Below are 13022 nucleotides of genomic sequence, written 5' to 3'. Positions count from 1 at the left end.
TTACCCCGAGAGGTTGAAATTACCGGACGCGCCGTATACGGCCAGCGAGATGAACAAAGTGATGACAACGACGACGATCAGCGACGTGCGCACCGCCTGACCTACCGCCAAGCCGACCCCCACCGGACCACCAGATGCGTTGTAGCCGTAGTAAGTATGGATCAGCATCACGGCGATCGCCATCACGATCGCCTGCAAAAAAGACCACAGCAGATCTGTGGGATTCAGGAACGTATTGAAGTAGTGGTCGTAGAGGCCCGCCGATTGCCCGTTGATGAACACCGTGGTGAACCGGGCGGCGAAAAACGACGCCAGCACCGCCAGCGAGTACAGCGGCACGATCGCGATCAGCCCGGCGATCAACCTGGTGGACACCAGATAGGACACCGAATGCACGGCCATCGACTCGATCGCGTCGATCTCTTCGGCCACCCGCATGGCGCCGAGCTGCGCGGTGGTGCCGGCACCGATCGTCGCGGCCAGCGCGATGCCGGCGACCACTGGCGCGACGATGCGGACGTTGAGAAACGCCGAAAGGAACCCGGTCAGCGCCTCGATTCCGATGTTGCCCAGCGACTCGTAACCTTGCACCGCGATGACGCCACCGGAGGCCAGCGTCAAAACCGTTGCCCCCCCGACTGTCCCGCCGATCAGCACCAACGCGCCAGTGCCCATCGTCATCTCGGCGATCAGCCGGATCGTCTCTTTGCGGTATCGGCCGAAGGCGTTCGGGATGTAGCGCATCGATTCGCCGTAGAACAGCGCCTGCTCGCCGAAGTTGTCGACCGGCTCGCCGAAGCGGGAGATGAGCCGGCGGATGCGCAGGGTGGCGTCGTAGCTCATGTGCGCCACCCCGCGACGCAGGCCACGCCGGCGTCGTCGTCGGTGTCTGTGGCGTGGCTCATGAGATCACCGCGCCAGCACCCGAACGCCGATCGCCGTCATGATCACGTTGATCACGAACAGACAGATGAACGCATACACCACGGTTTCGTTGACGGCCACGCCGACGCCTTTGGGGCCGCCCTTGACCGTGAGTCCTCGATAGCAGCCGACCAGTCCGGCGACGACACCGAACAACAACGCCTTGACTTCAGAGAGCACCAACTCGCCGAGGTGGGTCAGCACCGTCAACCCGTTGACGAACGCACCCGGATTGACGCCCTGCAACAGCACCGAGAACACGTAGCCGCCGGCGATGCCGATCGCCGAGACCAACCCGTTCAGCAGCAGCGCGACGAACGTCGACGCCAGCACCCGCGGCACGACCAGGCGCTGGATCGGGTCGATGCCCAGCACCCGCATCGCGTCGATTTCCTCGCGGATGGTGCGCGCTCCCAAGTCCGCGCAGATCGCGGTGGCACCCGCGCCGGCAACCACCAGCACGGTGACGACGGGCCCGAGCTGGGTGATGGTTCCGAACGCGGTGCCCGCCCCGGACAGGTCGGCCGCACCGATCTCACGCAACAGGATGTTGAGCGTGAATGCGACCAGCACCGTGAACGGGATCGAGACCAGCAGGGTCGGGACCAGTGAGACGCGGGCGATCATCCAGGTCTGGTCGAGGAACTCGCCGAGCTGAAACGGCCGACGGAACATCTCGCGGAAGGTTTGCAGCGACATCTCCATGAAGCCGCCGACAGCCCGGGCCGGAACCGTCAGCTGTTCGATCAACTTCGGTCCCTTCTCGCGCGGGTCCCTGCAACTTCAGAGCGAAGCGTTTGCCTCTCCGGTCGGCGCCGTCTTTGCTGCCCCCTCTGCCAACGGCGCTCCGCGTGAGCCGGATCATAGTAACTAGAACAAGTTCGCAGTGTCAAAGAACTGCAGAATTAGACAAAAGTTAATAGTTTGTCCTGGTCAGAGGCTGTGTGATTCATTTCATTTTGAAACATGTTCTAGCCGCCGGGGGGCGATACAAAGTGTCTCGCGATCCGATCAGGACTGCATCAGCGCGGTAGCTGCGAAGTTGCGTTCCGGATCGCGCTCAGCAAAGTATTCCTGCAGTGTCGCGCTGAGGTCTTGCGGCTCCCAGGCCGGCGCGTCCGCGGTGAACCGGCGCTCCACTGTCGGCGCCGCCACCAGCGTCACCTGCGGTCCGTAGACGATGAAAACCTGGCCGTTGACCGCCTGGGCCGCCGGGGAGGCCAAAAAGCGCACCAGTGTGACGACGTGCTCCGGGGACAACGGGTCGATCTGGCCGTCACCGATCTCGGGCGCATCACCGAAGACGTCGGCCGTCATCGCCGTGCGGGCGCGCGGACAGATCGCGTTGGCGCACACCCCGTAGCGGCCCAGCGCGCGGGCCGCGGACAAGGTCAGCGCGATGATCCCCGCCTTGGCGGCGCCGTAGTTGGCCTGGCCCACCGGGCCGACTAGGCCCGCCTCCGAGGAGGTGTTGACGATCCGGCCGTAAATGCCGGCATCCCCGGCTTCTTTGGCTTTTTGGCGCCAGTAGGTGGCGGCGTTGCGGGTGAGCAGGAAGTGGCCGCGCAAGTGCACGGCGATCACGGCGTCCCACTCCTCGTCGGACATGTTGAACAGCATCCGGTCCCGGGTGATGCCGGCGTTGTTGATCACGATGCTCAGCCCGCCCAGCCGGTCGGCACTGCTGAGAAGTTCGTCGGCGGTTGTGCGCTGGCTGATGTCGCCGGCCACCGCGACGGCTTTGGAGCCGGCGGCGCTGATCTCGTCCATGACGTCGGAAGCGTCCAGTGCCGCGGCGATGTCGTTGACGACGACGGTGGCGCCGGCCCGGGCCAGACCGATCGCCTCGGCCCGGCCCAACCCTGCGGCCGCACCGGTCACCACCGCGACCTTTCCGGACAGATCGGTCGCGTTCGTGCTGCTAGTCATGCTGGGTACGCCGCTCCTGTTCCTCGCTGGCGCTCCGTCGTCGCCCGCGGTTATGAATACCTCTAGTTAGTACTGTCGCCGGTCGTGCGACGACCCCGCAGCCGCCGGGGCCGCCGCGGTTGCGATCGCCGTTAGTCTTCGCGCTTCAGGGCGGCGCGTGGACACTCGGCGATCGCCTGCTCGGCCAGCGGCTCCCGGTCGGCGGGGATCGGATCGGTCTTGACGACCGCGTAGTCCTCGTCGTCGAGCTCGAAGATATCCGGGGCGATTCCTACGCACACCGCGTTGCCTTCGCACCGATCACGGTCCACTATGACCCGCACGGCATCCTCCTTGGACGTGGCCTTCTTCTACGTTGCACCACCATACGACCACTGGTCGGTTCCCCGGTCGCTGGACCCTCAGACTAGAACGTGTTACAACCAGGAGTGGCGAATGACCGGCCGCGATCAGACGAAGGGCGACGGGAATGCGGATCAGTTACACCCCGGAGCAGGAGGAGCTGCGTCGCGAACTGCGGTCGTACTTCGCCAAGCTGATGACCCCGGAGCGCCGGGAGGCACTGAGTTCCACGTCGGGCGAGGTCGGCGAGGGCAACGTCTACCGGGAAACGGTCGCACAGATGGGCAAGGACGGGTGGCTCACCCTGAACTGGCCCAAGGAGTACGGCGGCCAGGACCGCTCCCCGATGGACTCGCTGATATTCACTGACGAGGCCGCGATCGCCGGTGCGCCAGTTCCGTTCCTGACCATCAACAGCGTCGCCCCGACCATCATGGCGTTCGGTACCGAGGAGCAGAAGAAGTTCTTCCTGCCCAAGATCGCGGCGGGCGAACTGCACTTTTCCATCGGCTATTCCGAGCCGGGGGCCGGCACCGACCTGGCGAACCTGCGGACCACCGCGGTGCGCGACGGCGATGACTACATCGTCAACGGTCAGAAGATGTGGACGAGCCTGATCCAATACGCCGACTACGTGTGGCTGGCGGTGCGTACCAACACCGAAGCCAAGAAACACCGCGGGATTTCGGTGCTGATCGTGCCGACCACGGCCGAGGGTTTTTCGTGGACGCCGGTACACACCATGGCCGGCCCGGACACCAGCGCCACCTACTACTCCGACGTGCGGGTCCCGGTGACCAATCGGGTCGGCGAGGAGAACGGCGGCTGGAAGCTGGTCACCAACCAGCTCAACCACGAGCGTGTCGCACTGGTTTCGGCGATGCCGATCATCGTGGCGCTCAACGAGGTTCGCGAGTGGGCTCAGAACACCAAGGACACCAGCGGTGCCCGGCTCATCGACTCCGAGTGGGTGCAACTCAACCTGGCCCGGGTACACGCCAAGGTCGAGGTGCTCAAGCTGATCAACTGGGAGCTGGCATCCTCGGCGGATGCCGCCCCGTCACCGGCCGACGCGTCGGCGGCCAAGGTGTTCGGCACCGAGCTGGCCACCGAGGCTTACCGGTTGCTGATGGAGGTGCTGGGCACCGCGGCCACCCTCCGCCCGGATTCGGCGGGCGCCTTGCTGCGCGGCCGAATCGAGCGGATGCACCGGGCCTGTCTGATTCTGACCTTCGGCGGCGGCACCAACGAAGTGCAGCGCGACATCATCGGCATGGTGGCGCTCGGACTGCCCCGAGCCAACCGGTAAGGATCCCGTCATGGATTTCTCGACAACCGAAGCCGCGCAGGACCTCGGCGGTCTGGTGGACACCATCGTCGACGCGGTGTGCACGCCCGAGCATCAACGTCGGCTCGACGGCCTCGAGCAACGCTTCGACCGTGACTTGTGGAGCAAGCTCGTCGACGCCGACGTCCTGAGCACTGCCGCATCCGAGGCGCTGGGCGGCGGCGGTTACGGGGTGCTGGAGCAAGCCGCAGTGCTGGTGGCATTGGGCCGCGGCCTGGCCGCGGTGCCGTATTTGGAGTCAGTGGTGCTGGCGGCCGGCGCGTTGGCCCGGTTCGGCTCGAGCGAACTGCAACAACAGTGGGGCGCGCCCGCGGTGAACGGAGAGAAGATTCTCACCGTCGCCCTCGAAGGGGAGATGGGCGACGGACCCGTACAGGCCGCGCGGGCCGGCGACGGGTACCGCCTGACCGGAACCCGCACCCAGGTCGGATATGGGCCGGTGGCCGACGCGTTTTTGGTGCCTGCCGAAACAGATTCCGGCACGGCGGTTTTCGTGGTCACAGCGGGCGAGCCGGGTCTGGCCGTCACACCCCTGGCGACAACCGGCCGCGGTAGCGTGGCGAACATTCGGCTGGACAGCGTCGAACTCGGCTCCGAGCGACACGTCGGCGGCGCCGACGTGGTGAACTGGATTTCCACGCATGCAATGCTGGGCCGCAGCGCTTTCCAGCTCGGCGTGTTGGAGCGCGGACTACAGCTCACCGCCGAATACGCACGCACCCGTGAGCAATTCGACCGTCCGATCGGCAGCTTCCAGGCCGTCGCGCAACGACTGGCGGACGGCTACATCGACGTCAAAGGGCTGCGGCTGACCGTCACCCAGGCGGCGTGGCGGCTGTCCGAGGACCTGCCCGCCGACATCGAGGTCGCCACCGCCGCGTTCTGGGCCGCCGACGCCGGACATCGGGTGGCGCACACGATCGTGCACGTGCACGGCGGAGTCGGTATCGACATCGATCACCCGGTGCACCGCTATTTCCTGGCGGCCAAGCAGACCGAGTTCGCGGTGGGCAGCGCCACCGGTGCGCTGCTGCGAATCGGCCGCGAACTGGCGGACACGCCCGCATAGCCCGGCGACAATTGCGGGGGCGCGTAACGGACCTGAGGAGGAGGCGGGCATTGACCGCGGATCTGCCCACCGTCACCGACTTGCTGAAGCCGCTCGTCGACGTCGATGACCGGGGCGTCTACTTCGAGGACTCCTTCACCAGTTGGCGCGATCACCTTCGGCACGGCTCGGCGGTGGCGGCGACGCTGCGGGCGCGCCTCGATCCGGCGCGTCCGCCGCATGTCGGGGTGCTGCTGGAGAACACCCCGTTCTTCTCGGCAATGCTCGTCGCCGCCGGGCTGTCCGGCATCGTCCCCGTCGGTCTCAACCCGGTGCGCCGCGGCGCCGCCCTGGTGCGCGACATCGACCACGCGGACTGCCAGCTTGTGCTCGCGGATTCGAATTCCGCGGCCACACTGGGCGATATCGCCCACATCAATGTTGATTCGCCCGATTGGGCCGACGAAGTCGCCGCGCACGCCGACACTGAAGTCACCTTTCGGTCCGCACAGCCCGACGACCTGTACATGCTGATCTTCACCTCCGGCACCAGTGGCGACCCGAAAGCGGTGATGTGCAGCCACGGCAAGGTCGGGATTGCCGGTGTGACGATGACCGAACGGTTCGGGCTGGGCCCCGCCGACCGCTGCTATGTGTCGATGCCGTTGTTCCACTCCAACGCGGTACTGGCCGGATGGGCGGTGGCCTTGGCTTGCCATGGCTCGATTGTGTTGCGGCGCAAGTTTTCTGCTTCCGGTTTCATCACCGATGTCCGCCACTACGGCGCCACCTATGCCAACTACGTGGGCAAACCGCTGTCGTATGTGCTCGCCACACCGGAACAACCCGACGACGCGGACAATCCGTTGAAGGTGGTCTATGGCAACGAGGGCGCACCTGTCGACGTGCAGCGCTTTGCCCGCCGGTTCAACTGTCTGGCCGTCGACGGCTTCGGCTCGACCGAAGGCGGGATCGCGATCACCCGCACACCGGACACTCCGTCCGGCGCGTTGGGCCCGTTGCCGGAGGGAATCGACATCATCGACGTCGACACCGGCCAATCCTGCCCGCCGGGGGTCACCGGCGAGCTGGTCAACCGCGCCGGGCGGGGCCGATTCGAGGGTTACTACAAAGATCCCGAGGCCAATGCGCAGCGAATGGCCGACGGCGTCTACCACAGCGGCGACCTGGCCTACCGCGACGAGCAGGGCTACGTGTATTTCGCTGGCCGACTTGGTGATTGGTTGCGAGTCGATGGCGAAAACCTCGGCACCGCGCCCATCGAGCGGGTGTTGTCACGCTACCCCGGGGTGAGCGAGGCCGCCGTGTACGCGGTACCGGACCCGGCGGTCGGCGACCGGGTCATGGCCGCATTGGTGATGACACCGGGCGCGGAGTTCAACGCCGACAAGTTCCGTGCGTTTTTGGCCGAACAGTCAGACCTCGGGCCCAAGCAGTGGCCTTCGTACGTGCGGATCAGCACGGCATTGCCGCGGACCGCGACGTTCAAGGTGCTCAAGCGCGAGCTCTCCGCCGAGGGCCTCGACTGTCGCGATCCGGTGTGGCAGATTCGGCGGTAGACGCGTTCGCCGGCGACGATGCAGACCGGAGGCAGCCAGGTGACACGGCAACCGAGTGTTGTGATCGTCGGTGCGGGCATGTCGGGTCTGTGTGCTGCGATCACCCTGCAGCGGGCCGGCGTCGATGACATCACGGTTTATGAAAAGGCGCACGAGGTCGGCGGGACCTGGCGAGAAAACACCTATCCTGGCCTGACGTGCGACGTGCCGTCGCGGCTGTACCAGTTCACGTTTGCCATCAAACCGGACTGGAGCCGGTACTTCTCGCCCGGCCACGAGATACAGGCGTACTTCACCGACGTGGTGAAGCGGTACGGGGTATCAGAACGCATCCGCTTCGGTACCGAAGTCGTCGACGCACAGTTCGACGGCCGACGCTGGTTGGTGCAGACCAGCCGAGGCGAAAAGCGCCGGGTCGACTTCTTGATATCGGCGGCGGGGGTGTTGCATCACCCGAAATATCCGAACATTCCCGGATTGGACGACTTCTCCGGTTCGGCGTTTCACTCGGCGCGTTGGGACCATGGTGTCGAGGTGCGCGATCGGCGGGTCGCCGTGGTCGGGACGGGGTCGACGGGAGTGCAGCTGGTCTGCGGGCTCGCCGGCAAGGCAGCCAAAGTCGTTCTGTTTCAGCGCACGGCGCAGTGGGTGCTGCCGCTGCCCAACCCGCGCTATCCGCGGCTGACACACGCCTCGCACCGAGTGTTTCGTGCGCTGGACAAGATCGCCTACCGCGGCTACCAGGCCGCATTCGACTTCTTCGCGGGCGGATTGGTGCAAGACGACTGGCGCCGACGATGGGTCGCCGCGGCATGCCGGGCGAATCTGCGCACGGTGCGCGATCCTGCGCTGCGCAAGGCGCTGACTCCGAGTTATACGCCGATGTGCAAACGACTGGTCATATCGGGCGGGTTCTATCGAGCGATCCAGCGCGATGACGTCGAGCTCGTCACCGCGCCCATCGACCACGTCGAGCACCGCGGCATCGTCACCGACGACGGCGTCCGCCATGACGTCGACGTCATCGTGCTGGCAACGGGATTCGACGCGCACGCGTACATGCGGCCCATGCAAGTCATCGGCCGCGACGGCCTTCGCCTCGATGACGCCTGGCGTGACGGGCCGCACGCTTTCGAAACCGTGGCGATACCGGGGTTTCCGAATTTCTTCATGCTGCTCGGCCCGCACAGCCCGGTCGGCAACGTCCCACTGACGTCGGTCGCCGAATCGCAAGCCGAGCACATCGTGGGGTGGATACGTCGCTGGCAGCGCGGCGAATTCGACACGATCGAACCCAAGGCCGAGGCAACGGACTCTTACAACGCCTCGGTGGCGGCCGCGATGCCCAACACCGTGTGGACCGCCGGCTGTGACAGCTGGTATCTGGACAAGAACGGCTTACCGGGCGTGTGGCCGTTCACCCCCGCCCGGCACCGGGCCATGCTCGCCAAGCCGAACATCGACAACTACGAGTTCGGCACCGCGACCGATATCGACTTGGTGTCCAGGTAGCTCTCGATCCCCTCGCGACCTAATTCCCGGCCATAGCCACTGGATTTGACGCCGCCAAAGGGGGCATACGGGTCCATCGTGTATCCCTGGTTGACCCCGAAGGTGCCGGTGCGGATCTGCTCGGCGAGCTTTATCCCCCGTTCGGCGTCAGCGGTCCAAACCGACCCGGCCAGACCATAATCGGAGTCGTTGGCCATCCGTACGGCGTCGTCCTCGTCGCGGTAGTCGATGACGGTGAGCACCGGGCCGAAGATCTCTTCCCGGGCGATCCGCATGCCGTTGTCGACGTCGGCGAACAGTGTCGGCGCCACGTACCAGCCGCGTTCGACGCCGGCCGGCATACCGGTGCCGCCGGTGACCAGACGGGCACCTTCTTGCTGTCCGGTCTCGATGTAGCCGATCACCCGCTGTTGTTGGCGCCGCGCCACCAGCGGACCGACCTGGGTCGCGGGCTCGGTCGGATCTCCCACCACAAGTGCTTCCATCTCGGCGGCCAGGGCGTCGACGAACTCGTGACTTCGCTTGAGGGGCACCAGGACTCGGGTCAGCGCGTTACAGATCTGCCCACTGTTGGACAAGCTGGCGGAGCGAATTCCCCCCGCGACCGTGCCCGGATCGGCATCGGACAGGACGATCGCTGCGGATTTGCCGCCCAGCTCCAGGCTCACCCGCTTCAGGCCCGCGGCGCAGGCCTGCGCCACCCGTTGGCCCGCGGCGGTGGATCCGGTGAACGACACCTTGTCCACATCCGGATGACCGACCAGGTACGCGCCGACATCAGCGCCGCCCGGAAGCACGCTGACCACGCCGGGTGGCAGGTCGAGTTGTTCGATCATTTCGGCGAGCAGCAGCGCGTCCAGGGGTGATTCCGGTGCCGGCTTGACCACCACGCAACAACCGGCCAGCAGCGCCGGCACCAGCTTGGTGACGATCAAGAACTGCGGCATGTTCCACGGCACGATCGCCGCGACCACCCCGACCGGTTCGCGGCGCACGTGAATATCGGCGCCGTAGCGGCCGGGCCGAATCTCTTGCCACGGCAGGCTTTCGGCCAGATCACAGAAGGCGGTCATCATCATCCACGGCAGGCCGACCTGGGCGCGCTGGGCGAAGCTGATCGGCGCGCCGATCTCGGCGGTGATGAGCTCGGCCATCTCGGAGCGCCGCGGGCCGTAGCTCTCGACGAGTCGTCGCAGCGCCGCAATGCGCTCAGCCGGATCGAGCCGGGGCCACGGCCCCTCGTCGAACGCCGTTCGGGCCGCTGCGACTGCCGCGTCGACATCGGCCGGGCCCGCGGCGGCCACCTGCGCGATGGGTGCCTCGGTGGCCGGCGAGATCACTTCGATGACCTCGCTGCCCGTAGGCGCCGACCATGTCCCGCCGATGAATAACGCGTCGTGTCGCCGCACACCAGCCTCCTCGAGAGGAATATCAACTACTTGCGATTGCGGGGTTGAGCATATACGGTCAGCGCTGCGGGTGGTGAGCAACAGGAGTAGGCATGCCTCGTTTCCCCAAGCCGCCGGAAGGCAGCTGGACACAGCATTACCCCGAACTGGGCATCGGGCCGGTGTCCTACGAAGACTCCATCTCACCGGAGTTCTACGAGCTGGAGCGGGCAGCAATCTTCAACCGGGTGTGGCTGAATGTCGGTCGCACCGAACAACTTCCGCGCAACGGCAGCTACTTCACCAAGGAGCTGAAAGTTGTCAACACCTCGATTGTGGTGGTGCGCACCACCGACGGCGAGGTCAAGGCGTTCCACAACATCTGCCGGCACCGCGGCAACAAGCTGGTCTGGAACGACATGCCGCTGGCCGAAACCAGCGGCTTTTGCCGGCAATTCCGGTGCAAGTACCACGCCTGGCGCTACGACCTGGACGGCAACCTGATCCACGTTCCACAGGAAAACGAGTTCTTCAACCTCGACAAGAACCGCTACGGACTGGCCGGCGTGCATTGCGAGGTGTGGGAAGGGTTCATCTTCGTCAACTTCGCCGCCGAGCCCGAGCAGTCACTGCGCGACTTTCTGGGTCCGATGATCTTGGCACTGGAGGGCTATCCGTTCGCATCGATGACCTCACGCTGGAGCTACCGCTCGGAGGTCAAGGCGAACTGGAAGCTGTATTTGGATGCGTTCCAGGAGTTTTATCACGCTCCGGTGTTGCACGCGAACCAGTCGCCGTCCAAGTACTCCAAGGCGGCGGCGGAGGCGGGTTTCGAGGCGCCGCACTACCGGATCGACGGTCCGCACCGGCTGGTCAGCACCTCGGGTGTGCGGGCCTGGGAGCTGGACGCCGACCTGCGCAAGCCGATTGACGAGATCTGTCGCAGTGGGCTTTTCGGCCCGTGGGACAGCCCGGATCTGGGACCGCTGCCGGCCGGTGTCAACCCGGCCAACTGTGACCCGTGGGGGCTGGATTCGTTTCAGCTGTTCCCCAATTTCGTGATCCTGATCTGGGGGCAGGGCTGGTATCTGACCTACCACTACTGGCCGACGTCACACAACAGCCACGTCTTCGAGGGCACCTTGTATTTCCCACCGCCGCGCACCCCGCGTGAGCGGGTCGCCCAGGAGCTTGCGGCGGTCACCTTCAAAGAGTTCGGTCTGCAGGACGCCAACACCCTGGAGGCGACGCAGTCGATGATCGAGTCCGGCGCCGTCGGCGACTTTCTGCTCAACGATCAAGAGGTGCTGATCCGGCATCTGCACCGCGAGACGGCGGCGTGGGTCGACGAGTACCGGCGCAACGCGGTGGGGGTGTCATGACGACTAAATTGCCTCCCGAATTCGCCGATCTGGAGCGGTTTTCCGAGTGGTGTCTGCCGAGTGAACCGCAGCGCTACCACAAGCGGCTCAACAGCACGATGGCACAGATGCAGGAGTTCTACGACGCCGTCACGCCCCGCGCGGAGGATGCCCTGGCCTACTGCGACAAGTTCAGCCTCGACGATCTGCCCGACGACGTGATGAACCTGATGCACCTGCTGTACTCGATGATCATGGTGTCGTTTCCGGTCGAATGCTGGAAGCAGCCTCGCGTCCCGGACTCGGGTGCGTCGACACTGGATTGCGTCAGCGAACCCGTGCCGTGATCGTGCTGCGGGCCGCCCGCTGGGCGGATGTCGACGCGGGGCAGGTGCGTTCCCCGGCGGTGGTCGTCGTTGACGGCGACCGCATCACCGCGGTCAATCCTCGTCAATTGCCGCCGGACTCAGCGACAGAGATCGACCTCGGCGATGTGACGCTGCTGCCTGGGCTGATGGACATGGAACTCAACCTGCTCATCGGCGGACCCGGCGGCCCGGAGGGGCTGCCGTCGCCGATGCACGGTGTGCAGGACGATCCGGCCTACCGCACCCTGCGCGGCGCGGTCAACGCCCGCACCACACTGGACGCCGGGTTCACCACGGTGCGCAACCTCGGGTTGATGGTCAAGACCGGCGGCTATCTGCTGGATGTGGCGCTGCAGCGCGCGATCGAGGCGGGCTGGCACCCCGGTCCCCGGGTGGTGCCGGCCGGGCATGCCGTCACGCCCTACGGCGGACATCTGGATCCGACCGTGTTTCAACGGCTGGCGCCGGGCATCATGCCGCTGTCGGTGGCCGAAGGCATCGCCAACGGCGTACCCGATGTGCGAGCCTGCGTGCGCTACCAGATCCGCCACGGCGCCAAGGTGATCAAGGTGTCGGCCTCCGGCGGTGTGATGTCGCACAGCACCTCGCCGGGCTCGCAGCAGTACTCCGACGAAGAGTTCGCCGCGATCGCCGACGAAGCCCACCGCGCCGGGATCCGGGTCGCCGCTCACGCGATCGGCGACACTGCCATCCGGGCCTGCATCAAGGCCGGAATCGACTGCATCGAACACGGATTTTTGGCCACCGACGAAACCATCCAGATGATGGTCGACCACGGGACCTTCCTGGTGTCGACCACATATCTCACCGAGGCGCTGGCGGTAGACCGCGTCGCACCCGAGCTGCGCAAGAAGGCCGCCGAGGTGTTCCCGCAGGCGAAAGCCATGCTGCCCAAGGCAATCGCCGCCGGCGTGCGGATCGCGTGCGGCACCGATGCGCCGGCGATCCCGCACGGCCAGAACGCCAGGGAACTGTGTGCGCTGGTCGATCGCGGCATGACGCCGATGCAGGCGATTCGGGCGGCCACCGTGACCAGTGCCGAACTCATCGAAGCCGACCATGAGCTCGGCCGGCTGGCGGCCGGCTATCTCGCCGACATCATCGCGGTGCCCGGTGACCCGTCCCGCGACGTCGCCGCCACCTTGAACGTACCGTTCGTGATGAAAGGCGGTCACGTTTACAAACGCGCGTAGGACACTGC

General features: G+C 65.8%; 12 protein-coding genes. 7 read left to right on the top strand and 5 right to left on the bottom strand.

The window, feature by feature from the left end; translation table 11 throughout:
- From MSP7336_RS08175 to MSP7336_RS08160, 4 genes are all read right to left on the bottom strand, one after another.
- The gene (locus tag MSP7336_RS08175; protein WP_113964832.1) at positions 1–843 is read right to left on the bottom strand and encodes an MlaE family ABC transporter permease; all 843 of its coding nucleotides are present in this window, start codon (positions 841–843) and stop codon (positions 1–3) included.
- Positions 844–909: 66 nt separating this feature from the next.
- A complete protein-coding gene (locus MSP7336_RS08170) occupies positions 910–1674 on the bottom strand; it encodes an MlaE family ABC transporter permease (RefSeq protein ID WP_069394840.1) in 765 nt (254 codons plus the stop codon).
- Positions 1675–1935: 261 nt separating this feature from the next.
- Positions 1936–2853 (bottom strand): 3-oxoacyl-ACP reductase, encoded by a 918-nt coding sequence (locus tag MSP7336_RS08165; RefSeq protein WP_069394839.1) that lies wholly within the window; start codon positions 2851–2853, stop codon positions 1936–1938.
- 131 nt (positions 2854–2984) lie between these two features.
- The gene (locus MSP7336_RS08160) at positions 2985–3176 is read right to left on the bottom strand and encodes a ferredoxin (RefSeq protein ID WP_069394838.1); all 192 of its coding nucleotides are present in this window, start codon (positions 3174–3176) and stop codon (positions 2985–2987) included.
- Positions 3177–3322: 146 nt separating this feature from the next.
- On the opposite strand from MSP7336_RS08160, the gene MSP7336_RS08155 reads away from it, so the two are divergent.
- From MSP7336_RS08155 to MSP7336_RS08140, 4 genes are all read left to right on the top strand, one after another.
- Positions 3323–4504, top strand: coding sequence for an acyl-CoA dehydrogenase family protein (locus tag MSP7336_RS08155; RefSeq protein ID WP_069394837.1), 1182 nt, complete (start codon positions 3323–3325; stop codon positions 4502–4504).
- 10 nt (positions 4505–4514) lie between these two features.
- Complete coding sequence (locus tag MSP7336_RS08150) at positions 4515–5612, top strand: acyl-CoA dehydrogenase family protein (RefSeq protein WP_069394836.1); 1098 nt, start codon at positions 4515–4517, stop codon at positions 5610–5612.
- A 50-nt stretch (positions 5613–5662) separates the two neighbouring features.
- Positions 5663–7171: a long-chain-fatty-acid--CoA ligase FadD17 gene (gene fadD17, locus MSP7336_RS08145; protein WP_113963461.1), complete on the top strand. Its 1509-nt coding sequence runs from the start codon at positions 5663–5665 to the stop codon at positions 7169–7171.
- Between the two features lie 78 nt (positions 7172–7249).
- A complete protein-coding gene (locus MSP7336_RS08140; protein WP_372507664.1) occupies positions 7250–8683 on the top strand; it encodes a flavin-containing monooxygenase in 1434 nt (477 codons plus the stop codon).
- On the opposite strand, the gene MSP7336_RS08135 is transcribed toward MSP7336_RS08140, so the two are convergent.
- Entirely contained in the window at positions 8638–10092 is a 1455-nt protein-coding gene (locus MSP7336_RS08135; protein WP_069394833.1) for an aldehyde dehydrogenase, read from the bottom strand. The genes MSP7336_RS08140 and MSP7336_RS08135 overlap by 46 nt on opposite strands.
- A 92-nt stretch (positions 10093–10184) precedes the next feature.
- Between MSP7336_RS08135 and MSP7336_RS08130 the strand changes: the two genes are divergently transcribed.
- From MSP7336_RS08130 to MSP7336_RS08120, 3 genes are read left to right on the top strand one after another with little or no spacing between them, the layout of a single operon-like run.
- The gene (locus MSP7336_RS08130) at positions 10185–11453 is read left to right on the top strand and encodes an aromatic ring-hydroxylating oxygenase subunit alpha (protein ID WP_113963460.1); all 1269 of its coding nucleotides are present in this window, start codon (positions 10185–10187) and stop codon (positions 11451–11453) included.
- Positions 11450–11779, top strand: coding sequence for a hypothetical protein (locus tag MSP7336_RS08125; RefSeq protein WP_113963459.1), 330 nt, complete (start codon positions 11450–11452; stop codon positions 11777–11779). Before MSP7336_RS08130 ends, MSP7336_RS08125 begins: the two co-directional genes overlap by 4 nt.
- Positions 11776–13014 carry a metal-dependent hydrolase family protein gene (locus MSP7336_RS08120; RefSeq protein ID WP_069394830.1) on the top strand — a complete coding sequence of 413 codons (1239 nt, stop codon included), beginning with the start codon at positions 11776–11778 and terminating at the stop codon, positions 13012–13014. The genes MSP7336_RS08125 and MSP7336_RS08120 overlap by 4 nt, the downstream gene beginning before the upstream one ends.
- Positions 13015–13022 lie beyond the last annotated feature (8 nt).

It is taken from the genome of Mycobacterium shimoidei (genome assembly GCF_900417275.1).
GTDB lineage: Bacteria > Actinomycetota > Actinomycetes > Mycobacteriales > Mycobacteriaceae > Mycobacterium > Mycobacterium shimoidei.
The sequence above is the reverse complement of the archived record's forward strand: the minus strand, read 5'-3'. Positions and strand labels throughout refer to the sequence as shown.

Bases quoted from the DNA above. Each gene is read 5' to 3' on its own strand.
- MSP7336_RS08175 (WP_113964832.1), bottom strand. From the start codon at position 843: ATGAGCTACGACGCCACCCTGCGCATCCGCCGGCTCATCTCCCGCTTC.
- MSP7336_RS08165 (WP_069394839.1), bottom strand. From the start codon at position 2,853: ATGACTAGCAGCACGAACGCGACCGATCTGTCCGGAAAGGTCGCGGTG.
- MSP7336_RS08155 (WP_069394837.1), top strand. From the start codon at position 3,323: ATGCGGATCAGTTACACCCCGGAGCAGGAGGAGCTGCGTCGCGAACTG.
- MSP7336_RS08150 (WP_069394836.1), top strand. From the start codon at position 4,515: ATGGATTTCTCGACAACCGAAGCCGCGCAGGACCTCGGCGGTCTGGTG.
- MSP7336_RS08140 (WP_372507664.1), top strand. From the start codon at position 7,250: ATGTCGGGTCTGTGTGCTGCGATCACCCTGCAGCGGGCCGGCGTCGAT.
- MSP7336_RS08130 (WP_113963460.1), top strand. From the start codon at position 10,185: ATGCCTCGTTTCCCCAAGCCGCCGGAAGGCAGCTGGACACAGCATTAC.
- MSP7336_RS08125 (WP_113963459.1), top strand. From the start codon at position 11,450: ATGACGACTAAATTGCCTCCCGAATTCGCCGATCTGGAGCGGTTTTCC.